Annotated in this window: 23 protein-coding genes and 1 pseudogene; all 24 read right to left on the reverse strand. The window is 28.6% G+C overall.

Annotated elements, in window-relative coordinates:
* Positions 1–4 precede the first annotated feature (4 nt).
* The gene (locus O3884_RS00310; protein ID WP_371451052.1) at positions 5–919 is read right to left on the reverse strand and encodes a fumarylacetoacetate hydrolase family protein; all 915 of its coding nucleotides are present in this window, start codon (positions 917–919) and stop codon (positions 5–7) included.
* A gap of 132 nt (positions 920–1,051) precedes the next feature.
* Complete coding sequence (uvrC, locus tag O3884_RS00315) at positions 1,052–2,800, reverse strand: excinuclease ABC subunit UvrC (RefSeq protein ID WP_371451053.1); 1,749 nt, start codon at positions 2,798–2,800, stop codon at positions 1,052–1,054.
* Between the two features lie 85 nt (positions 2,801–2,885).
* Positions 2,886–4,787 (reverse strand): Stk1 family PASTA domain-containing Ser/Thr kinase, encoded by a 1,902-nt coding sequence (gene pknB, locus O3884_RS00320; protein WP_371451054.1) that lies wholly within the window; start codon positions 4,785–4,787, stop codon positions 2,886–2,888.
* On the reverse strand, positions 4,780–5,523 hold the full coding sequence (locus O3884_RS00325) for a protein phosphatase 2C domain-containing protein (RefSeq protein ID WP_371451055.1): 744 nt from the start codon (positions 5,521–5,523) through the stop codon (positions 4,780–4,782). The genes pknB and O3884_RS00325 overlap by 8 nt, the downstream gene beginning before the upstream one ends.
* A complete protein-coding gene (gene rlmN, locus O3884_RS00330) occupies positions 5,501–6,634 on the reverse strand; it encodes a dual-specificity RNA methyltransferase RlmN (RefSeq protein WP_003145512.1) in 1,134 nt (377 codons plus the stop codon). The genes O3884_RS00325 and rlmN overlap by 23 nt, the downstream gene beginning before the upstream one ends.
* Entirely contained in the window at positions 6,628–7,953 is a 1,326-nt protein-coding gene (rsmB, locus tag O3884_RS00335; protein ID WP_371451056.1) for a 16S rRNA (cytosine(967)-C(5))-methyltransferase RsmB, read from the reverse strand. Before rsmB ends, rlmN begins: the two co-directional genes overlap by 7 nt.
* Complete coding sequence (gene fmt, locus O3884_RS00340; RefSeq protein ID WP_371451057.1) at positions 7,946–8,908, reverse strand: methionyl-tRNA formyltransferase; 963 nt, start codon at positions 8,906–8,908, stop codon at positions 7,946–7,948. The genes rsmB and fmt overlap by 8 nt, the downstream gene beginning before the upstream one ends.
* An 89-nt stretch (positions 8,909–8,997) precedes the next feature.
* Positions 8,998–9,501 (reverse strand): methylated-DNA--[protein]-cysteine S-methyltransferase, encoded by a 504-nt coding sequence (locus O3884_RS00345; RefSeq protein WP_371451058.1) that lies wholly within the window; start codon positions 9,499–9,501, stop codon positions 8,998–9,000.
* Positions 9,502–9,584: 83 nt separating this feature from the next.
* Positions 9,585–10,040: a signal peptidase II gene (gene lspA / locus O3884_RS00350; protein ID WP_371451059.1), complete on the reverse strand. Its 456-nt coding sequence runs from the start codon at positions 10,038–10,040 to the stop codon at positions 9,585–9,587.
* A gap of 13 nt (positions 10,041–10,053) precedes the next feature.
* Positions 10,054–10,698 carry an endonuclease III gene (nth, locus tag O3884_RS00355; RefSeq protein WP_371451060.1) on the reverse strand — a complete coding sequence of 215 codons (645 nt, stop codon included), beginning with the start codon at positions 10,696–10,698 and terminating at the stop codon, positions 10,054–10,056.
* Complete coding sequence (locus O3884_RS00360; RefSeq protein ID WP_371451061.1) at positions 10,679–11,200, reverse strand: DnaD domain protein; 522 nt, start codon at positions 11,198–11,200, stop codon at positions 10,679–10,681. Before O3884_RS00360 ends, nth begins: the two co-directional genes overlap by 20 nt.
* Before the next feature lie 9 nt (positions 11,201–11,209).
* Positions 11,210–12,496 (reverse strand): asparagine--tRNA ligase, encoded by a 1,287-nt coding sequence (gene asnS, locus O3884_RS00365; protein WP_371451062.1) that lies wholly within the window; start codon positions 12,494–12,496, stop codon positions 11,210–11,212.
* A 127-nt stretch (positions 12,497–12,623) separates the two neighbouring features.
* Positions 12,624–14,474, reverse strand: coding sequence for an exonuclease domain-containing protein (locus tag O3884_RS00370; RefSeq protein WP_371451063.1), 1,851 nt, complete (start codon positions 14,472–14,474; stop codon positions 12,624–12,626).
* Positions 14,475–14,502: 28 nt separating this feature from the next.
* Positions 14,503–15,663, reverse strand: coding sequence for a CCA tRNA nucleotidyltransferase (locus O3884_RS00375; RefSeq protein WP_371451064.1), 1,161 nt, complete (start codon positions 15,661–15,663; stop codon positions 14,503–14,505).
* 61 nt (positions 15,664–15,724) lie between these two features.
* Positions 15,725–16,909: an acetate/propionate family kinase gene (locus O3884_RS00380; protein WP_294683315.1), complete on the reverse strand. Its 1,185-nt coding sequence runs from the start codon at positions 16,907–16,909 to the stop codon at positions 15,725–15,727.
* A gap of 206 nt (positions 16,910–17,115) precedes the next feature.
* A complete protein-coding gene (locus tag O3884_RS00385) occupies positions 17,116–18,111 on the reverse strand; it encodes a hypothetical protein (protein ID WP_371451065.1) in 996 nt (331 codons plus the stop codon).
* Positions 18,112–18,258: 147 nt separating this feature from the next.
* Positions 18,259–18,675 carry a UDP-galactopyranose mutase gene (locus tag O3884_RS00390; RefSeq protein ID WP_371451066.1) on the reverse strand — a complete coding sequence of 139 codons (417 nt, stop codon included), beginning with the start codon at positions 18,673–18,675 and terminating at the stop codon, positions 18,259–18,261.
* Entirely contained in the window at positions 18,675–18,857 is a 183-nt protein-coding gene (locus O3884_RS00395; RefSeq protein ID WP_371451111.1) for a UDP-galactopyranose mutase, read from the reverse strand. Before O3884_RS00395 ends, O3884_RS00390 begins: the two co-directional genes overlap by 1 nt.
* Positions 18,858–18,961: 104 nt before the next feature.
* Positions 18,962–19,150 carry a hypothetical protein gene (locus O3884_RS00400; protein ID WP_371451067.1) on the reverse strand — a complete coding sequence of 63 codons (189 nt, stop codon included), beginning with the start codon at positions 19,148–19,150 and terminating at the stop codon, positions 18,962–18,964.
* Positions 19,147–19,380, reverse strand: a complete 234-nt coding sequence (locus tag O3884_RS00405; RefSeq protein ID WP_371451068.1) for an NAD(P)-binding protein — start codon at positions 19,378–19,380, stop codon at positions 19,147–19,149. The genes O3884_RS00400 and O3884_RS00405 overlap by 4 nt, the downstream gene beginning before the upstream one ends.
* A 53-nt stretch (positions 19,381–19,433) precedes the next feature.
* The gene (locus tag O3884_RS00410) at positions 19,434–20,387 is read right to left on the reverse strand and encodes an acyltransferase (protein ID WP_371451069.1); all 954 of its coding nucleotides are present in this window, start codon (positions 20,385–20,387) and stop codon (positions 19,434–19,436) included.
* A gap of 20 nt (positions 20,388–20,407) precedes the next feature.
* Positions 20,408–20,634 (reverse strand): annotated as a pseudogene (locus O3884_RS00415) (NAD(P)-binding protein); the annotation flags it as partial.
* 250 nt (positions 20,635–20,884) lie between these two features.
* Positions 20,885–21,988, reverse strand: a complete 1,104-nt coding sequence (locus tag O3884_RS00420) for a glycosyltransferase (protein ID WP_371451070.1) — start codon at positions 21,986–21,988, stop codon at positions 20,885–20,887.
* Positions 21,989–23,542, reverse strand: coding sequence for a lipopolysaccharide biosynthesis protein (locus tag O3884_RS00425; RefSeq protein WP_371451071.1), 1,554 nt, complete (start codon positions 23,540–23,542; stop codon positions 21,989–21,991).
* Position 23,543: the final 1 nt, after the last annotated feature.

The following is a 23,543-nucleotide window of genomic DNA, read 5'->3' on the forward strand; positions in this document are numbered from 1 at the left end:
CTACTTAGTCTCCAATAACAGTAGTTAATGTACCAATTCCTTCAACAGTAATTTTTATTTCATCACCTGGTTGTAAGAATCTTGGTGGTTGTTGAGCAGAACCTACTCCTGCAGGTGTTCCAGTAGCAATAATATCCCCAGCTTCTAAAGGAACTACTTTACTAATTTCAGCAAGAACATCATCAATTCTAAATAGCATTTCAGATGTCATAGCATTTTGTTTAATTTCTCCGTTTACTTTCGTAACAATACTCATAGATTCAGGTGAACTTACTTCATCTTTAGTAACAAGGTAAGGTCCGACTGGTGCTGATTTTTCTAATGATTTTCCTAAGAAAAATTGTCCATGTTTATATTGTAAGTCTGTAGCTGTTATATCATTCATAATTGTGTATCCGAAAATATAATCTAAAACTAGAGGTCTTAGTATGTTTTTTCCTGGTTTTGCTATTACTACAGCTAGCTCTCCTCCGAAATCTAAACTATCTGTAATATCTTTATGAGATGGAACTACTTCATTGTTTCCAGCTAAAGCTGTTGTAGCTTTCGTAAAGATAAGAACATCTTTAGGAGTTTTTGCCAACTCATCACCAAGTTCATTAACATGAGCTTCATAGTTGTGCCCAACACAAAGAATGTTTTTTGGTGTTCTTGTAATAGGCGAACGCCAAATTATTTTATCAAATGGTACTTTATAGTTATCAGCATTACTACTTTCTTCAACTAATTTTAGTACTTTTCTAACTTTTTCTATAAATGAAACACCATATATTTCAATTGCTTCTCTTAACGATTGCGGAATAGTTTCATTATTATCAAAATCTTCAAGTACTTTAATTAAGTCCCATGCACTTTCTTCACGTTTTACTTTTACTCCATATAATTCTTTATCGTTGTAACTGAATGATAAAAATTTCATAGTTGCCTCCTCGACTTTTATAATTTCTTTAGGTTATTATACCATACTTTTAAGAATATTACTATAGAATAATTCAAAAAAATTAAGTTATCCGTATATTTAATTCGATCAAAATATGGATAACTTAATAATTTATAATTTTTTCTTTAAATTTTTTATTACATCTTTAGGAATGCCTAGTTTTAAGAGCTTTTCATCTGGTGCATTCTTAATCTCTTCTAACGAAGAAAATGATTTAAGTAATAAATTCTTTCTAACTTTTCCAATTCCTTGTATATCATCAAGGCTAGATTTATACATATTTTTATTCTTTGTCGCTCTGTGATAAGTTATAGCAAATCTGTGGACTTCATCTTGTATTTGCTTTAAGAATAAATATTCTGCTGAAGTTTTTGGAAACTCTATAATTTCATAATCATCAGTAATTATGTACTCAGTAATATGTTTGTCATTTTTCGCCAATCCAATAATCTTAATTTGTTTTAAACCAAGAGTATTATGAACTACATCAATGGCTACATTAAGATGATTCTTTCCACCATCGACTATTAATAATTCGGTATTAGTCTTCTTGTCTTTATAATTCCTATAAAGTACTTCTTTCATAGTTTGAACATCATTAATTCCGATAGATTCATCAATTTTGAATTTTCTATAATTGTAAGTATTCTTTTTCCCATTTGTAAAATTTACTTTTACAGAAACTGCATCTACTCCCATTATATTAGAGTTGTCAAAAGCATCAATGCTATTAATAGAATTTACACCTAACTTTTCAGCGATATTATTAAGTGTAACTTGTAATTTTCTTTCTTTAAGTTCTTCAATAGCAAGATTATTGTCTAAGTAATAAGTTGCATTTTCTTTAACTGTATCTAGTATTTTTCTATGATTACCTCTTTTAGGAATTATAACTTTACAATCTACTACATCAGAAAGGAGATTACCATCAACTTCATCAATATATATTTCTTTCGGAAGTTTGTTTAGAGCGTAATATTGTAACAAGTAAGAATATAAAATCTCCTCCGGCTTATCGTACAAATTAAAGTATTCTACCTTACGTTCTATAATATTTCCTAATCTAGACAAAAATATTTGGATGCATATATAATCATTATTAAAAGTAAAACCAATATAATCCCTATCTACATTAGTAGTATCTGCAACTACTTGATTTTGAACTGAAACTTCTATAGATTTAATATAACTATGTACTTGTCCAGCAGCTTCAAACTCTAACTTTTTAATATGTTCTTGCATTTTATTTTTTAAATCTGATAATATTTCTTTTGTATTTCCTGTTAAGAAAGATTTGATTTTAGAAATCTGCGCCTTATAATCATCTGTAGTAATTTTCTTAGCACATGGACCTATGCACTCTCCAATTTGATAATACATACATGGTCTTTTTTCTACTGGATTACATTTCCTTAATGGATATATTTTATCTAATATTTTCTTAACCTCTGTAGCTGATTTTATATCAACGTATGGTCCAAAATATATATTCTTATTATTTTTTTTATATTTTCTAGTCATTAGCAGTCTAGGATGTTCTTCTTTTGTAATCATTAAGTACGGATAACTTTTATCGTCTTTTAAACGAATATTAAAATATGGTCGATATTTCTTTATTAAATTATTCTCTAATAATAATGCTTCTTTTTCTGAGTTAACAATTATATATTCAAGATCTTCTATTTTGGATACTAAAGTCTGCGTTTTTTTATTATGAGTACCTGTAAAATAACTTTTTACTCTATTTTTTAGATTTTTTGCTTTACCTACATAAATAATTTCTCCAATATTATCTTTATATAAATAACATCCGGGATTATCTGGAAGTAATTCTAGTTTTTTTTGTAATGTTAAATTCATATTAATCACCATATAATAAATTTATAGCTTTTGTGAAAAAGCACAGTTGAAATAAATATCTCCCCTGTGCTTTTATAATCACTAATTAGTTACTATTGTTATTTCTACTACTATTAGAATTATTTCTTGTTGAATTATTTCTAGTAGTTCTATCATCATTTGATCTAGAATCCACACTTGGATCATCGTTTGACTCATCTCGTGAAGAGTTTCTCTCTTTTCCTTTGGAAATTACTATCTCTAAAGATTCATCACTTGGTACTATATTTGATCCAGTCCTAATACTTTGCGAGATAACCGTCCCCGTTTCTTTATCTGAGTATTCTTCTCTGTAAGTAACATTTTTAAATCCGTATGATGCAATCGTGCTCTCTACAGTTGTGCTATCTTCTCCTACTAGATTAGGCATAGTAACTTTCTTTTTACCTGTAGAAACTTGTATAATTAATTCTTTTTCTTTAGGTATTATTTCCATACCTGCTCTAATGTTTTGAGAAACAACTTTTCCAGATTCATACGAATTACTTTCTACTTTTTCTACTGTTATATTTTTAAATCCTAATTTCGAAGCATTTTTCTTCACAGTTTCTTCATCCATACCTACAAAATTAGGCATATCTACTGTTTTTTTACCTGAAGATACTCTTAAATCAACTTTAGAGCCTTTCTTCACTTTTTTACCAGCTTTTGGATCACTGTCAATTACTGTATTTTCTTTTACATCATCGCTAGCCACTTCAGTAACATCTCCTACCTCAAGTCCTGCTTTAACGATAGTAACTTTAGCTTCTTCTAAAGTTTTATTACGAACATCAGGAGCAGAAACACTATTAGAACCAATAACGTAATTATAGATGAAAAACGTACCTACTACGATGGTTACAATAGCTAATATTGCAAGAAAAATATGCTTAGCTTTAGATGTTTCTTCCTTTTCATCTCGCTTACTTACATTATTATAATTATTTTTTTGATTATTAACTTGTTGATAACGTCTATTATTATTATGTCTATTATCTTCTTCATAATCATAATAATCATCTTCATTGTTATAATCATTATAGCCATATTGATTATTATTACTACTATTATCAAGATATTGAGTTTGATTATAATTTTTTACTGGTTCAGCAGGTATTTTAAATCCTGTGTATTTATTTTCATATAAACGCTCCGGATTAAGAACCGTACTTAAATCCTCGAATAACTCTTTAGAGCTAATATATCTTTCATTTGGATTTTTCATAGTTGCTTGTAAAACTATATTTTTTACACTTTGAGGAACATTTTCTCTATATTTTTCTATATCTGGAAGCTCTTCTTGTAGATGTTTTAAAGCAATCGCTACTGCTGATTCTCCTTTAAATGGGATTTGTCCAGTAATCATTTCAAAAATTAAAATCCCTAATGAATATATATCACTCTGGGCTGTTGCTACATTACCACGTGCTTGTTCAGGAGATAAATAATAAACTGTTCCTAACATTTGGTTTGTCTGAGTAAGAGTAGTATCACCATATGCTCTTGCAATTCCAAAATCAGTTATTTTACAAGTAAGATTCTCATTCATAAGAATATTTTGAGGTTTTATATCTCTATGAATAATCCCGTTTTGATGAGCATGACTAAGTCCTGCAGCAATTTGTTTAGCAATATGAACTATTGTTTCAATCGGAATACGTGGATTTTTAACCATATAATCTTTTAAGGTCATACCTTCAACATATTCTAAAATAAGATAATAAAATTCACCTTCATTTTCTACGTCATATATAGAAACAATATTAGGATGAGATAAGCTCGTTACAGCCTTAGCTTCTCTATTAAATCTTTTTACAGCATCTTCATCATTTGCATCTATTTTAAATGTTTTTATGGCTACTTGTCTGTCTAAAATTGTATCATACCCAAGCCAAACTGTAGCCATTCCTCCAGTTCCTAAGTGATCCAGAATTTTATATCTATTGCATATAATTTTATTAATCATGGTTTTCACCCCCTAGATTTTTTATTATAGCTACTGATATATTGTCTACTCCCCCACGTTCAACACATTTATCAATTAATTTATTAACAGCAATTGATAATTCATCATTTCTTACTATATTTTGGATTTCTTCTTTTTCTATCATATTTGTTAATCCATCAGAACACAATAGAAAATAATCATAATTATTTATATCATCAATAAAAGTGTGCAAATCAATATTTTCTCTAGTAGCTAATGCTTGTGTTAACACATGTTTTTCTGGATGGCTTTTAGCTTCTTCTTCGGTAATTGCTCCAGCTGAAATCAATGCTCCGACAAACGAATCTTCAACTGTAACTACATTCATTACATTATCCTTTGTAAGACCATATGCGCTGCTATCCCCAATATTATAAACAACAACTTGATTGTCAAAGATAGCAACAGTAACTATTGTTGTCCCCATCTTTTTCTGATTATCTTTAGACTTAGTGAATAATTCTGTATTTAGTTTTTCAATCCTATCATATAACCAATTTTTCATATTGTTAAAATTAGCAAATGTTAAATCTTGCCATTCTTTTTCTAATGTTGATACGATATAGTTACTAGAATACGCTGCATTGCTATGACTACCAACACCATCACAAACAATTCCAATTACAGCACCTTGTTTATTTTTTGATACACTAACGGCATCATCATTTTTCTCTTTTCTCCCCTTATTACTATTATACGAATATACTAGTGGCATCTGGAATTCCTCCTTTTACCTCTTCCTTACGTTCTTTAGCACGAAGTTGACCACAAGCAGCATCAATATCATCACCTTGTGTTCTTCTAATTGTTACATTAACTTTATTTTTCTTAAGAACTTTTTCAAATGCGAAAATATCACTCTTACTAGTTCTAACATAGTTACGTTCAGGTACATAGTTAATTGGAATTAAGTTAACGTGACAGTTTAAACCTTTTATAATTTCCGATAATTTTTCTGCATGTTCTTTTTGATCATTTACTTTACCCATTAAACCATATTCGAATGTAATACGACGATTTGTAGTTTCTTGGTAATATTTTAATGCTTCCATAAGTTTATCTATGTTATAAGCTCTATTTACCGGCATAATTTTACTACGTAGCTCATTAGTTGGTGCGTGTAATGATACCGCAAAGTTAATTTGAACTTTTTCATTTGCAAAATCATAGATTTTTGGCACAATACCAGAAGTTGAAACGGTAATGTGACGAGCACCAATGTTAAAACTCTCATCACTATTTACTATTCTAATAAAGTCCATCATCTCATCGTAGTTTTCGAACGGTTCACCGATACCCATAATTACAATACTTGAAATACGCTCACCTTTTTTATCTAACTCTTGTTGAACTTTTAATACTTGTGAAACAATTTCTCCAGCTTCCAAGTTACGTTTTAAACCACCAAGTGTTGATGCACAGAAAGTACATCCAATTCGACAACCTACTTGTGTTGTTACACATAGTGAGTTTCCGTATTTATTTTTCATAAGTACACTCTCAATAGTATACTTATCTTGTAGCTCAAATAGGAATTTCATTGTTCCATCAGCAGATTCTTGCTTAATAATCGTTTTTAGAGTTGTAATCTCGAACTCTTCAGCAAGTTTCTCTTGAAGAGACTTAGGTACATTTTTCATTTCTGAAAAATCTGTAATTCTCTTTTTATATAACCAATCAAAGATTTGTTTTGCTCTAAATTTTTTCTCACCGATACTTACAATATATTCTTCTAATTGATCAAGTCTTATAGAATATATAGACATTTTATCGAAATCTTTTAACCATCTAGACTTTTTATAGCCTTTAAAATCTGAAATTAACATTTTGCCTCCATTTTTTTAAGTTTTGCGATAAAGAATCCATCGCAACTATAGTCATCAGGTAGTATTTCTAATACACCATTTTCTCTCGTTTTTACAATACTATTATTTAGAGAAATACTCTCTAAACTAAAATCTTTGTTCTCTTTTAAAAACTTCTCTATATTTTCTATATTTTCTCTCTTATCTATCGTACAAGTTGAATACATTAATATTCCTTCTTGTTTTACATATTTTTTGCTATTTTCTAAAATATCGTATTGAAGTTTAGCAATATCTTCAACATAAGCATCTGTTATCTTATATTTAATCTCAGGTTTATTTTTTATAACCCCTATCCCTGAACATGGTACATCACAAACTACGATGTCAAACTTATCGTTAAATGAAGAATTATTTAAAGTTGCATCTTGTTCTCTAACCTCTATATTGGTAATTCCAAGTTTCTCTTTATTATCTTCAATTAATTTTAGCTTATGTATATATTTATCACATGAAATTAAACTAGAATTAAAATACTTACTAGCTATATGCAAACTTTTACCACCAGGAGCTGCACAAGTATCTAGTATTTTATATTTTTTATCTATAGGCAAGCCAATTGACGATGCAACTAAAGCACTTGCTTCATCTTGAATAATATAATATCCTCTTGTAAATAAAGTACTATCTATGTTTAATTTATTTAAAACTAGGCTATCTTCACAGATTTCACTCTCGGTAACAGCATCACCTAATTTTTCTATTAACTCTTTCTTAGTAATTTTTAACGGATTATATCTAATACTGTTTTTACTTTTTTGATTAAATGAGATGACTATTCTTTGAGCTTTTTCTACTCCGTATTGTTTTTTAAGTATATTATATAGTTCGATTGGACAACTATTTTCTATACAGAACTGTTCAGTTGTATTTTTATACTTAAGATCTAAATTGCTCGAATTTCTCTCAATATTTCTTAAAATTCCATTAACAAATTTTCCTGTGATATTCCCTGCAATTTTTTTACTTAATTTTACAGCTTCATCAATAACCGCGAAGTTTGGTGTTTTATCCATGTAAATCAATTGATAGATACTCATTAATAAAATAACTTTAACTTTAGGCTTTACTCTGCCTTTAGAATAAGATTTAAGAATGTGTTCAAGATATAATTTGTTTTTTATAGTACCATATACTACCTCACTAATAAATCTCTTATCTTGTTCTTCTACCTTATACTGATTAAAGTATTTATTTAAAGTAATATTACTATAGCCATCTTCTTGGATAATTGTATATAGTACCTCGTAAGCAATATGCCTAGCATTAATGCTACTCATTTTCTTCACCTAATACTGTTCCTACATAGTCTTTCTTATTTGATAAGAAATTAACTACTGGCATACGTTTTTTACCAGAAACTTGAAGCTCGTTCACTTTTAGCACTGTCTTATTACCACATAGTATATAGATATTTTTCTTATCTTGTTTAATAATAGTTCCAACTTTGTCAAAATTAGATTCAAAGTCTTGTTTAACTTCCTCACTAGACCAAATTTTCAGCACGTTACCTTCTAAATAGGTAAATGCACCTGGGGTTGGATCTAATGCACGAACTTTATTAAATACATCTCTAGCTGAAGTATTCCAGTCAATTTTCTCATCTTCTCTTAAGATATTACGAGCAAACGTAGCTTCTTCATCATTTTGTTTTTCTGGAGCAATATCACCACTAAAGATTTTTGGAAGAGTTTCATTTAATAAATCACGCCCCGCGATTGAAAGTTTATCATGTAAAGTCTTATAGTTATCACTATCAAGAATATCAACCTCTACTTTTGATAACATATCTCCTGCATCTAGTTTTTTAACCATATACATAATTGTTATACCTGTTTTACCATGGTCTTCAAGTATTGAATACTGAATAGGTGCTCCTCCACGTAATTTTGGTAATAATGATCCATGAACATTAATACATTTATGCTTTGGAATCTCTAATATTTTTTCTGGTACAAGTTGCCCATAGGCGGCAGTTATAATAATATCCGGGTTTAATTCTTTTAATGTATTATAAGTTTCTTCATCTGTTGATATTTTTTCAGGTTGTAATACTTTAATATTATTTTCTAAAGCCACAACTTTTACTGGGGGTGGAGTTAGTACTTTCTTTCTACCGACTTTTTTATCTGGCTGAGTAATAACTAAATCTACACCATAATTTTCTATTAACATTTCTAAAACAGGAACAGCAAACTTTGGAGTTCCCATAAATACTATTTTTTTATCGTTCATTTATTTCTCCTAAAAAAAGAATTTAATCTAATTAATTATACCATATTTTCATATATTCTTCTATTGTTGTACGGTATTTCACCCTTTAATTAATAATTATTATTATCAGATTCTAAATTTAATAGAAATTTTTTATTTTCAAGACCTGCAGCATAACCTGTTAAACTTCCATCTGCACCAATTACCCTATGACATGGAATAAAAATTAACAATGGATTATGCCCAACTGCCCCTCCTACCGCTTGTGCTGACATAGTTTTTATACCTCTTGTCTTAGCTATTATTTCTCCAATATCCCTGTATGTAATTACTTCACCGAAGGGAATTTCTTTGAGAACTTTCCAAACTGTTCTTCTAAAATCAGTTCCATAAAAATTCAAGGGGATTTTATCTATACTTGGGTTTTCACCGTTAAAATATTTTTCTAACCAGGCTATAGACTCTACAAATACATTTAATTCTTCATTAAATTGATAGTCGTCGATGTCATTAGGGAAATATTTTTGATTTTCTAAATAGCACCCACAAAGACTTTCACCATCTGAAACCAAATATAAAAGTCCTATTTTGCTTACATATGTACAATAATACATTTAAAACTCCTTTGTAGTTTTTTCTGATTTACTTAATTATAACAAAAAATGAGAGCATGACCTAAAAAGTCCGCTCTCAATTATTATTTTTCTTCTTCTTTGTAAATCTTATATAGTAAAAAGAATACTCCTACGCAAATAAAACAGTCTGCTAAATTAAATATAGGAAAATCGTATCCAAAAATTCTAAAATCTAAAAAATCTACAACTTCATGTCTAGTTAATCTATCGATAAAATTACCAATTGCTCCACCATATATTAAAGCGAATGTCCCTTTATCAAAAGCAGATAAAGAATTTTTTTGTTTTAATAGATAATATGTTAAAATAGCCACAAAAATAATCGTAACAACTAAGAAAAATAGACGACTATCTTGTAGAATCCCCCATGCAGCTCCTCTATTTCTATGAGATGATATACTGAAGAAATTCGCTATAACTTCCTTGCTTTCTCCTAATGAGAAATGATTAACTATAAAATTTTTACTAAGTTGATCTAGCAATATTAAAAAACACGCTAATATAAATATGATTAACATATTCCTTCTCCTCTTATTTCAATACTAATAATTTTTCTAATTCAGGATAAATAGTTCGCTCACCTCTTGCAGGGAGTTTATATCGACCTAAATGAATTAGTTGGTGATGTATTTTCCCCCAACTTTCCATAGGGAAAACACTCATAAGACTTTTTTCTACCTGAAGTGGTGTATCGGTTAAATCTGCTAATCCAAACATTTTCGCTACTCGTTCAACGTGAGTATCAACAGCAATCGCGGGAATATTAAATCCAACAGAAAGAACAACATTGGCAGTTTTTCTTCCTACACCAGGTAGTTTTTCTAACTCTTCTCTAGTCTGTGGAATCTTATAATCGTAAACATCCCTTAACATATTAGCCATACCAACTATATTTTTAGATTTTGCCTTATAAAGCCCAAGTGTTCGAATATACTTCTCTATATCTTCCACCTTAGCATCAGCATAATCATCAATTGTCTTATAATTCGCAAACAACCCGACTGTTGCTCTATTTACATACTCATCTTTACACTGAGCAGATAAGAGAACAGCAATAACTAATTCCAAATTATTAGAAAAATCTAGTTCACATTCTACATCAGGAAATACTTTATCCAAATATTCCATGACTTTTTTTGCTTTATTCTTTTTTTGTCTACTTGTTAAACCAGTCATAACCTAAACTACTACCACTTTCTGATTGAATATCTTTATTTACTTTGTTATTTAATATACCATTAACATAACTAATATTTTTAGACAAAGTTAATGCTTCATCTATCTGTTGTTTTGTATAATTTTGTTCAAACCAAGAAGTTACAATATCAATCTCTTTAGAAGTTAATATTCTCCCAGTTACTCGTTCTGTTAATTTTAATAACTCACGCAGAGTATAATAGTCTTCCTTATTATTAAAAACAATAAAATTTAACTTGCTTTCAGCTGAAATAACAATGCATCCTTTATTAACTAAATTATCAAGCATAGAAAAGATTTCATTTTCTGATTTATTTGATTCATTTTTAAATAATTCTATTGAAAATGGTAAATCTCCTTGATTTGTCAAATAACTTATCTGAAGAAGAAACATAGCTTCCTCTCCAGATAAGTTATAAGATTTATAATTCATTAAAAAATCAGCATCAACTAAAAGACCTTTTATATTGATATTGATCATTTTCGACTCCTAAGGCGTTAATCTGTTTAATAAGCGTGGGAATGGAGCAGTTTCACGAACGTGTCCGTTACCTGTAATCCAAGCTACAGTTCTCTCTAACCCTAATCCAAATCCAGCATGTTCTACAGAACCATATTTACGTAGATCTAAATACCAACCATAAGCATCAAGATTTAAATCATGTTTCTTAATGTTTTCTAATAATTTATCGTAGTCGTCAATACGTTGAGAACCACCGATGATTTCTCCATATCCTTCTGGAGCTATTAAGTCCGCACATAGTACTACACCAGGTTCATTTGGATCTTCAATCATATAGAATGGTTTAATATCTAATGGCCAGTGAGTAATAAATACTGGTTTGTTGTAGCTATTTGCGATAAATGTTTCGTGAGGTGATCCGAAGTCATCACCATATTCAATATCATCAAATCCATTATCTTTTAGTAATTGGATAGCATCCTTATATTTAATACGTGGAAATTCTCCTCTAGCATTTTCTAGAGCTTCTAAATCACGACCAAGAACTTTAAGTTGTTCTTGACATTTTTCTAATACATCAGTTAATAGGTGATTAACAAATGCTTCTTGCAGTGCTAAACTTTCATCATGATTACAGAACGCCATCTCAGCTTCAATCATCCAGAACTCGATTAAGTGACGACGAGTTTTAGATTTTTCTGCTCTGAAAGTAGGACCGAATGAAAATACTTTACCAAATGCCATAGCTGTTGCTTCTAAGTAAAGTTGTCCAGATTGAGAAAGATATGCTTCCTCATCGAAATATTTAGTATTAAATAATTCTGTAGTTCCTTCTGGAGCTGATGATGTTAAAATTGGTGGATCTGTTTTTAAGAATCCTTCTTTTTCAAAGAAATCATATGTAGATTTAATAATTTGATTTCTAATTGTTAAGATAGCATGTTGTTTCTTAGAACGAATCCAGATGTGACGGTTATCAGCTAAGAATTCTACTCCGTGCTCTTTTGGAGTGATTGGATAATCAATAGCTTCAGAGATTACTTCAAAGTCTTCAATCTCTAATTCAATACCAGAAAGTTCTCTTTCATTTTCTTTAATTAATCCAGTTACTTTTAATGAAGTTTCTTGTGGTAAATGACGTAATTGTTGGTATCTTTCTTCACCTAAAGCTTCTTTTAATGCGATAGCTTGGATAAATCCAGCTCCATATCTAAGTTGGAAAAATGCAATTTTACCACTACTTCTCTTGTTAGCAATCCATGCACCAAGAGTTACTTTTTGACCTAGTTGTTCTTTTAAATTATTAATATTCAACTTGAAGTCCCTCCTAATTTTAATAAATATTATATTCAAAATTTAAATTATTATAGTTATATAAAAACTATTTATATTATATCATAAAATTACTATTTTTTTAATTATGACTTTTAATTTTTAGAATTTAATGTTCTAAATCACGAAATACAATTATACAATCAAAAATATCTTTTAGAAAATACCTGTATTCTAGTATATCCTTTGTTGCGTAACATCTACAAGCTAGACGATTATTATTTTTCACTTCACTATATAGCTCATTAAAGTTATCTTTAATTGAAAAATTGAAGAATTTAATATAACTCTTTTTTTCGCGTTTACTAAAGTATAAATCTTTATATTTATTACTTTCGAAAATATATAATATTGATTCAGTACTTTTAGATGTTAGTAATTCCTCATCTCCATTACTGTATATATATTTAGCTTTAGATTTCAAATTCAAGTACTTATGCTTTTTAGAATGGATTATATTAATTATTGATTTAACCTTCTTATCATTTACTACTGTAAGTTTTAAGCTATTCTCTTGATCAAGCACTACAAATTTATATGTGTTTTTAGAATCAATTAATACATTTCTTAATTTTTTCATGAATTTATATGATATTGGTAGCTCATCCTTATATTGTTTCATGTCAACCAATATCGCATCAACATCTTGTAATATAAAACTTAAGCTATCATTGTATAAAAACAAACTCTCCGAAATATACATTTCATGAAGAAATTTCACCAAACCATCAATATTGTTTCTTAAACCTTTTATATCTTTATTTTTTAAATTCCTAGATACAGCAACATTTAGTTCCGTAATAGCATTTTTATAAAAATAATCTTTTGTGTTGATTGAATCTAATTCTCGACCAAGTATTTTTTTATGTTCAAATACAAAAGTATAATCCTTAAAAGTATCATTTTCTATTAAATACTCAATCGAATCATAGTTTGTTACAATATTTTTACAAAGTTGAGCAGCTTTATTCTTTTCATCAAAATAATATGCTTTCGAGCTAATAGATACACCTTTCTTTATACCCTCTATGTACATTTTCTCAAGATACAATAGGTTTAATTCTGAAAAATCACCTGTTTTTATTTCTAATATCCAGACATACAACTTGATTAACAATTTATCCAAATTCAAATCTTCTTTTTTTGGGAAAAGAGAAAAGACATTTAGTGGAACATAAGAACTTTTCTTCTTCAATATTACAAAATCTGTTATTTTAAATTTACCAACATAATCATCCTCATCAATTGATGAAAATAGTATATACTTATCATTATCACTAGTTTTTATGTTATCGTATAATACTTTTCTAAAATCAACATCTTGATAATTTATAAATTCATCAGAATTATATTTTACAGATTTAGTTTTATTTCTACAAAATTTAGCAAATTTATACATACTAAGATCAATTTTTTCTAGAAGATCTTCTATTTTTTTATAATTATTTGTATTTATACTAGCTATTTTTCTAGCAATCTCTTTTAAAAGTTTAACAGTAACTTTCACGTCTATTGCAGCATTGTGATATTGATCACCCGTATAAAGGCCAAGAGAATTTGATAAATCTGATAATCTATAACTAGTTTGTGAAGGTAAAAATAATCTAGATAATTCTACAGTATCTAATGACAATTTAGCTTTATACGCTATTCCTACATCATGAAATCTTTTCTTTAGAATAACATAATCTGAAGGAAGACCATGACATACAAGAATATCATCTTTAATATAATTAAATAATTCTTGAGCTACATCTTCAAAAAAAGGTTTATCATGTAACATTTCATTACTTATCCCTGTCAAATCAGTAACAAATGTAGATACTTGTTTTTTCGGCTGAATATAATAATTAATCGATGATATTTCTTTAAAATTTTCATCAAGTTTTGTTGCTGAAAATTGAATAATTTCTTTATCATCTGTTAATTCTATATCAACTACACAAAATAATTTATTCATAAATTCTCTCACCTCTCTTTCAAATCATCTATATATTATCTCTTATATTTAATAAAAAATCTAATATATCTTTTTTATTATTATTTAACTTATGAAGTAAAATATCTTTTTCTAATTTAGAAATTACAGTTTTAATCCATGGACCAGGTTTTCTTTCAATAAAATTTATAATTTCTTCCGATGTAATATCTATATCATCAAAAGAATTTATAGTTAAAATACATTCATCAATATAATTTCCTTTATCATACCCAAAATAATCACATACAAACTTAACATTTTCACGATTATATTTATATAAAATAAATTCTATTGGAGTATTATTTTTAAATTCTTGATTTATTAAATCAAATCGTTTTATTAACTTTATTTCTTTATTTGATAATTTCAATAATTTTAGTTTTTCAAACGAAATATTGTTAATATTCGATAAAATATACAAACTCTGACAGAATGAATAACTTGATAAATCTTGAACTTCAGTAACTTCCTCAAAAAATGGAATATATGAATTAAGCTTACTATCTATTAATAATTCTAAACTCCTTAGATTACCTTTACCAGCTAAAAGCTTTTTAAATTCATTTACAATACGTTCAATAGATACAAATTTTATAAGTTCTGCATTTTTCTTAATAGCGTCTATTGTATTATCCTCAATTTCAAAACCTAACTTAGATGAAAAACGAAACGCTCTTAACATTCTTAAGGCATCCTCATAAAATCTCTCATTAGGATCATTTACAGTACGAATAATTTTAGAACTTAAATCTTTATCTCCATTATGATAGTCGAATAACTTCCCATTATAGTCTAATGCCATAGCATTAATTGTAAAATCACGTCTATCAAGATCCTCTCTTAAATTACTTACAAACTCTACCTTTTCGGGAGAACGATGGTTTGTATAATCTTCCTCAGTTCTAAATGTAGTAACTTCATAACTATCACCATTAACTAAGATTGTTACTGTTCCATGCTGAATTCCGGTATCAATACTCTTACGAAACACCTTCTTTACTTCTTCAGGTAGCGCATTTGTCGTTATATCAATATCAGAAAATTCTTCACCTAATAAATAATCTCTTACACAACCACCAACAAAGTATGCCTCATAGCCATTTCGATTAAATATCTTCAAGATATCAATAGCTCCTTTAAACTTATTTTTGAAGTTATTTATTACCATAGCGTCCTTTCAAATTATTAAAGGACTGGAGAGAAAACCCCAGCCCTTGAAATCTTATTTATTATTTAGATAAGTTATAAGTATCTCTAGCAATCATAACTTCTTCATCTGTAGGAATTACGAAAGCTTTAACTTTAGAATCTGCTGTTGAGATTTCTGCAACTTTTCCACGTACATTGTTTTTCTCTTTATCGATTTGTACACCTAGGAAAGTTAATCCTTCTAATACTTCTTCACGAACCCAAGTAGCATTTTCACCAACACCTGCAGTGAAGACAATTGCATCTACTCCGTTCATAGCTGCAGCATAAGCTCCAACGTACTCTTTAATTCTTGTGATGTAAACATCAATAGCTTCAGCAGCGTGTGGGTTTGTATCTCTAACGTCTTCAACATCACGTAAGTCAGAAGAAAGTGCAGATACACCTTTTAATCCTGATTCAAAGTTGAAAATACGTACGATTTCTTCTAGTGATAATCCAGTTTTTTGTGCGATGTAAGGGATAGTAGCTGGATCAATGTCCCCAGTTCTTGTACCCATTACTAAACCAGATAATGGAGTGAATCCCATAGAAGTATCGAATGATTTACCATTTTTAATAGCACAAATTGAAGCACCGTTACCAATGTGACAAGAAATTGTTTTTAGTTCTTTAGGGTCTTTTCCTAAAATTTCAGCAACTTTTTCTCCAATGTATCTGTGGCTTGTTCCGTGTGCACCGTATTTACGAACCCCATATTTTTCATAGAATTCTCTTGGTACTGCATACATGTATGTTGATTTAGGCATACTTTGGTGGAATGCAGTATCAAATGTTAATACGTTTGGAACTCCTGGTAATTCTTTTTGGAATGAACGAACACCTTTAATATTCGCTGGGTTGTGTAAAGGTGCTAAATCTTCGATAGAATCAACTTTAGCTAATTCTTCTTCAGTTACTAATACTGATGCATCATAGAATTCTCCACCATGAACAACACGGTGACCAACTCCTTCAATTTCTTTAACATCTTGTACAATACCTAATTTTGTTAATTTTTCAAGTAGCATTTCAATAGCCACGTCGTGGTTAGGAATATCTAATGTTTCTTTATTTTTTTCTCCGTTGAATTCGATTGTGAATACACTGTTTTCAATACCGATTCTTTCAACTAGTCCTTTTGTAATAACTTTTTCTTCAGGCATTTCAAATAATTGAAATTTTAAAGATGAACTTCCTGAGTTAATAGCTAAAATCTTTGTCATAAGTAAAAATCTCCTCTTAATCTATTTGCATTATATGTACTATTATCTCATTAAATATCATTAATTACAAGAGTTATTTAAAATTTTTTATAAATAAATTTACAAAAAAACTAATAACTAGAATACGCTCTCTATATTTTAGTTATCAGTTTTTTCTATTTTTATTATTTTTCTTTTAATGCAAAAATATTTTAGTTGAATAAATATTATGAAGTATATGTACTACTAATTACATTCCAACCACCATTTTCATAATGTTCCAATTGACCACTTGAATTAACTCTATATTTACCTACTGTAGTTCCATTTTTCTTCAAGTTAGCATATGCTAAATGATCGCTACCTAACCATACATCATATGAAAAATCAGAATTTACTGAGCCTCTAGAGTAATCTCTAATATATATAGCTCTAGCCCAATCCCCAACTTGAGAATCAGTAAGTTCTTTAGTATTAATAGAACTATTTTCTCTTAGAACAATACTTGTAGATGATGAACTATCTCTAGAACTATCTTTTGTTTTTTCATTTAAACCCCTAACTGTATAAGAACGTTTAAATTCACCTTTTAATTCTAGTTTTTTTGCTTCAGCTGAAGTTTTACTTAAACTAATCGTAACCTCCACTTTTTCACCATTTTTTAAGTTATTAGACTTACTATAAGTAATTGTTGGCTCTTGTAAAAATTTAGTAATAGTAGGATCCTCAGTATCTAGCGTCGGTATTTTCTTAATATCAGCAGAAGCTGTACCGTCTCCATCAGTTCCATAAGGTTTAAAGTCTATCTCATATTGATTTAAATCAACTATTGATTTTTTATCTAGTACATACTTAGTATATCCAAAGTATGCAGTAATCGCTATTAAACCTATTACTAAAAAGCTAATTAAAAAAATTAGACCAGTTTTCTTTTTAGGCTTATCATATTCTACATAATTAAAATTCGGAGGAAAGTTTTCTTGATTATACTGACTATTGTTATTATACCTATTATAATCATTGTTTTCTATATTATTATAATTTGTATTCTGGCTTGAATAACTATCGTTATAATTATTCGAATTATGTGCATACTGATTAGCATAATCTGCATTATCATATTGACCAGTATAAGTCATATCTTGATGTTGCTGATTTTGATAGTTGTTGTTTCCATATTCATAATTTTGGTTATTATATCTTTGATTATTATTTTTTCCCATATTATTTTCTCCTACTTCCTTAATAAATTGTAACTATTATTAATGTATTTAACTTATTTATAATATTACTACAAATAACAAGTGTTTTCTATAAAAATATTATCTATTCATGCATAAATACATATCTAATCTAGTCTAAATAGATTATCAACTCAATTTCTCTCTTACTACATTAATCAATCTTTCGATTACTATGTGCATATCATAATATTTATAGTCTGTAAGACGTCCACAGGAGACAACCTCATTACCTTTTGCTTCTACTAAATATTTTTTATACATTTCATTATTTTTAGCAACGTTAATTGAATAGTATGGTTCATCCCGACCTTTCCAATCTACTGAATACTCACGTGTAATAACTGTTTTTTCTTGAGTACCTTTTTCGAAATGTTTGTGCTCGATAATACGAGTATAACGAACTTCGCGTTCTGTGTAGTTCACTACAGCATTACCTTGGTAATTCTCTTCATCTAATACTTCGTGCTCAAAACGAAGACTTCTATATTCTAATCCTCCGTGTTTATAATCGAAGTATTGATCGATCATTCCTGTAAATACCACTATTTTCGCACTTGCTTCTCTAACTCTTCACGATTCTCAAAGAAGTCTACATTTAGTTCTACTTCAATACCTTTTAACATGTTTTCAATAATAACATTATATCCACCGATTGGAATACCTTGATATCTATCGTTAAAGTAGTTGTTATCGAATGTGAAACGTACTGGAAGACGTTTAATGATAAATGGTGGTAGTACTGTTGCACTACGTCCCCATTATTTTTCTGTATAACCTTTAATTAAAGTTTCGTATACATCAGTACCAATAAGCTTGATAGCTTGTTCTTCTAGTTTTTAGGTTCACAATCTTTTAGATGAGCTGCTTGTTCTGCGATTTTCGCTTTCACTTCTGCAGGAGTCTCAGTTCCCCATAATCCATAGAAATTATTCATATTGAAAGGTAGATTGTATAATTTACCTTTGTAGTTTGCTACTGGTGAATTAATGTAGTTGTTAAACTCAGCAAACTGATTCACATAATCCCAAACTTCTTTGTTAGAAGTTTGGAAAATGGGGGCATAATATTTGAGAACGTTGATTTCTTCAACGTTCTCACAATAGATGTTTCACCAATGTGGTCACATTTATCTATTACTTTTATTTTTTTTCTTTGTTTTGTTGCTTCATGAGCAAAGATCGCACCTGACAATCCAGCCGCTACTATTAAATAATCGTATATTGCTTCCTCCGTTATATAATAAACCAAATCAGGTTTGTTTCTTATTAAATTTTTAACATTACTCTAAAATATTTTATACTTCAAATAATTCTTGAAATAAAAAAACTAATATTCAACGTGATAATTAATATAATAACTGTACTATACCATAAATTATAATTTATATACTTCGCTACTCTTGCTAATACATACGTATGAACAATATATACTCCCATAGTTAATGATGATAACATAACTATTAATTCATTATTTTTCAATACAATATTTTTTTCAATTTTTGCAAAAAATATAAATAGTCCTATACATACTATTTTTACAATCATTGAATCATAAAAATACTCTGCAGTTCCGTTATGATAGACATTTTTCGCTAAATAAAATAATAGTATGGGTGAAATTATAAATATTATACTAAAACTAATCTTAATAAATTTTGTTAATTTGATTTCTTGAATATTTATCTTCCCTAAATATCCACCTAAAATATAATAGAAAAACCATGTCCAAAATCTAAAAGTTTGTGGAACATATTGTTGTATAGGTTTATGAAAAATAAAAGTATTTATCATTTCAATAACTATACCAATAACTATCAATATTAACAAAATAACAGAGTATGAATAATCTTTCTCCAATAATTTTTTTACTATAGGTAATGTCAAATATATTATTATTAACGATCCAAAAAACCAAAATTGATAAGCATATCCTTCTTGAATTAATGAACCTATAATTTTCATTAATGGATTAACATTAAAATCTCTTTTAATCATCCATATCAACATATTCCATACGAATACTATAGTCAAGATTCCCCTTATTTTATTAAAAACATAACTATAAGGCAATTTTTTCTTATTCAATAAAAAATATCCATTTAACATGAAAAATAATGGTATAGCATATGTGCCTAGATAATATAAATGTGCACTTATATTATAATGTTCTAAATTAAATCCAGACCTAGTAGAGTGTAGTACTACAACTCCAATACAAGAAAATATTTTTAATAAATCTAATCCTAAATTTCTCAAATTATCACTCCTAAATCATTATTAAACTCAGCGAAATGATTCACATAATCACATACTTTTTTGTTAAAAGTACGGAAGATGTGAGCACCGTATTCGTGAACATTGATTCCTTCAACATTCTCACTATAGATATTTCCGCCAATATAGTCGCGCTTATCTATTACTTTTACTTTTTTCCTTGTTTAGTTGCTTCATGTGCAAAAATCGCTCCTGACAATCTAGCACCTACCATTAAATAATCATACATTTCATCCTCCTAGTATCATTTCACCTTGAACAACCAGCTTATACATATCTACACTATAATATTTAAATTACAATTTAAAATTCTCTTCTCTATTAAATAACTTTATTCATTAACATTTTTTTAATTTAAAAAAAAGGGAGTAATTCGACAAAATCAATTTCTTCGAAATCACGATTTTTGAGTCACCCCCATACCACATTAATATAGCATATCTTAAATAATAAATTCAATATAAAAGTTATTATTTCTGTTAAAATAACTTCTCTAACTGTCTAGTCGCAGACTTAATCTCATAACCATGTTCACTTAATTTTTTATAAACATATTCTTTGTCTAATATTCGTCCCTCTCTAACAGACAGAATCTTATCCGCCCAAAGCTTCCATTCATCTTTTAAAGAGAGTCTATTATCATAGTTTTCCAGTATTCTTGCAACTGGTAAGTGATTTGCTGTTACTACTGGTAAGCCATTAGCTTGGGCTTCAACTAGCACGATTGGTAATCCTTCAAAATTAGACGGGAAGAAAAACACATCTAATATATTTAGCATTTCTCCTACATTACTTTTTAAACCAGTAAAAATCACCTTATCTTCAACACCATATTCTTTAGCAAGATTTTTCAAGAATGTCGTATCCCCTTTTCCAATAAAAACTAATCGAGAATTCAGTTCTTTCTTTATTAGTTCTGAAAATACTTTAACACAAAAACTTTGGTTTTTCGCTTTTTCATATAAACGTGATACTTGTCCAACAACAAGACAATCTTCTGAAATATTATATTCTTTTCTCAGTTTTTCACGAACTTCTTCGTTATATAAAAATTGTTCTACTTCTATAGCATTATTAATAATTAGTGCCTTTTTTCTTTCCTTGCCGTAATAAAAATGATTTGCAGCTTCTACTCCACACGCCCAAAAGTCTGTTGCATATTTCCCAACAAATAGACGATTTATAGGATGTATAAATCGATAAAACTTGTCAGCAGTTGCACAATGACCATGCACAATTCTTTTTTTAATACCATACTTTTTAGCAAGCTTTAAAAATTCAAGATGAGTCAATCCATTTTGATTAGACCATAGTATATCATACCGATGGGCATTGTTTCTAAAGAATTTATCCCACTCTTTCAATGCTAGTTTTATATTTGGTCTTAACTTAGGTATTCTATGAACGACAATTGGATTTTTGCACAATTTTTTAAAATGATCACTAAATTCAACATTTTCTGTACCCTGAAGTAAAAATTCAAATTCAAATTCATCTGTATTTATGTTATTGTAAAAATCTACAACTATTTTTTCTAATCCCCCAACATCAGGTACCAAGCCACAAACTAATACTCTTTTCATTTATTTTCTCCTTAATCTCTTTAAAAACAATATTTTTCGCATCATACGTACAATTAATTTACCTGCCTCATGATTTCTATATGTATAAATATATATACTAAATAACCCAACATATAGGAGTATTTTCATAAATATAGTGACAATAAATTCCTGTTTAGAAAATACAAAAACATCTAATAAGATAATACAGACAATACTTATCGTAAATACTGCAAAATGTTTAATCATGTTTTTGAAATATTCTTTTGCTGAAGATTTGATCCCATACTTAAACGCGCTATACGGCTCATACCATATACAAGTTACCACCGTTGAACAAATAGTACCTAATAAAATACCAGCTACACCTAGATCTAAGACAACAAGATAATAAAGCGAAAAAACTATATTTAATATAATTTCTGAAATAGTTTTATAATTTTGTTCATAACTTAGTCCATATACTGATATTAAAATAAGCGCAGGCCTTCTATAATTTGTTAAGAAAAAATTAACAACTATAAGAACTACAACTCCTATATTAAATAGGAAATCTTTACCCAACCAAATCGTTATAAATGGATTAATAAAGATTAAGAAGCCCATACTTAAAAGATAAACCATACTAAAGACAATAAATTGAAATTTTTTTATAAAGTCAAGTTTAGTAATAAGTGTAGTATCTTCAGAATGAATTAAATTACCTATTGAGGATGTAACTGGATTAATTGTTGTACTTGCTAATAGAGATAAAAATCCAAGTACAAAAATATAATTCCCATATAGACCTATAGCGGTTAAACTTATATAAGCCCCCATTAGAAGGCTATCAGTTTGAAAAACAATAGTTTCTCCAATACTCCCTACAATATTACCTTTTATATTTTTAACAAATCTCGCCTTTTCTTCTTGAGTAATAGAAGTGACTTCTTCATTAAACAAATAATCATACATTTTATCAACAATGCTAGACATGATAAAATTACCAACTATATTCATTAATATCCCTACTAAAAGATATATAATAAAATTCTTAGTATAGATTAAGACTCCAATCTGTAGAAGAATACGAAGAACATAAAGACTAAAATCAATCGAAGTCATGACGTAATTACGTTGATCTACATATAACAATGTTCTTTTGTAAGAGAAAAAGTAACTCGAAGCAGAATTAAAAACAAAAAGAAAGTAAATAATATACACTTCACGATTTACAGGATAATCCTTAATTATATACGGTAAAAACAATGCTAGAATAGATCCAATGATGAAAATACCAATCCCAATCATCCTATATAACTTTTTAAATAAAATCATAAAAGCATTAATCTTAGCATGCTCTTTTCTAGCAAGTGGTCCATATAAAGCATATGTCATAGCACCACCTATCCCCAATTCAGCTAAGGATAACATTGATACTAAGCTAGATAAATAATTATTTAAACCTAAATAAGTTACTCCAAGAATATTTAAAAATATTGTACGGCTTACAAATCCAATAAGTGCTTGAAAAGGTTGTATCGCAAGAGCGATACTCGTATTTAAAGTTGCATAATCTGTTCTACTTTTTTTCATC

Origin of the sequence: Gemella sp. 20925_1_85 (genome assembly GCF_041433735.1) — a bacterium.
Taxonomy (GTDB): Bacteria; Bacillota; Bacilli; order Staphylococcales; family Gemellaceae; genus Gemella.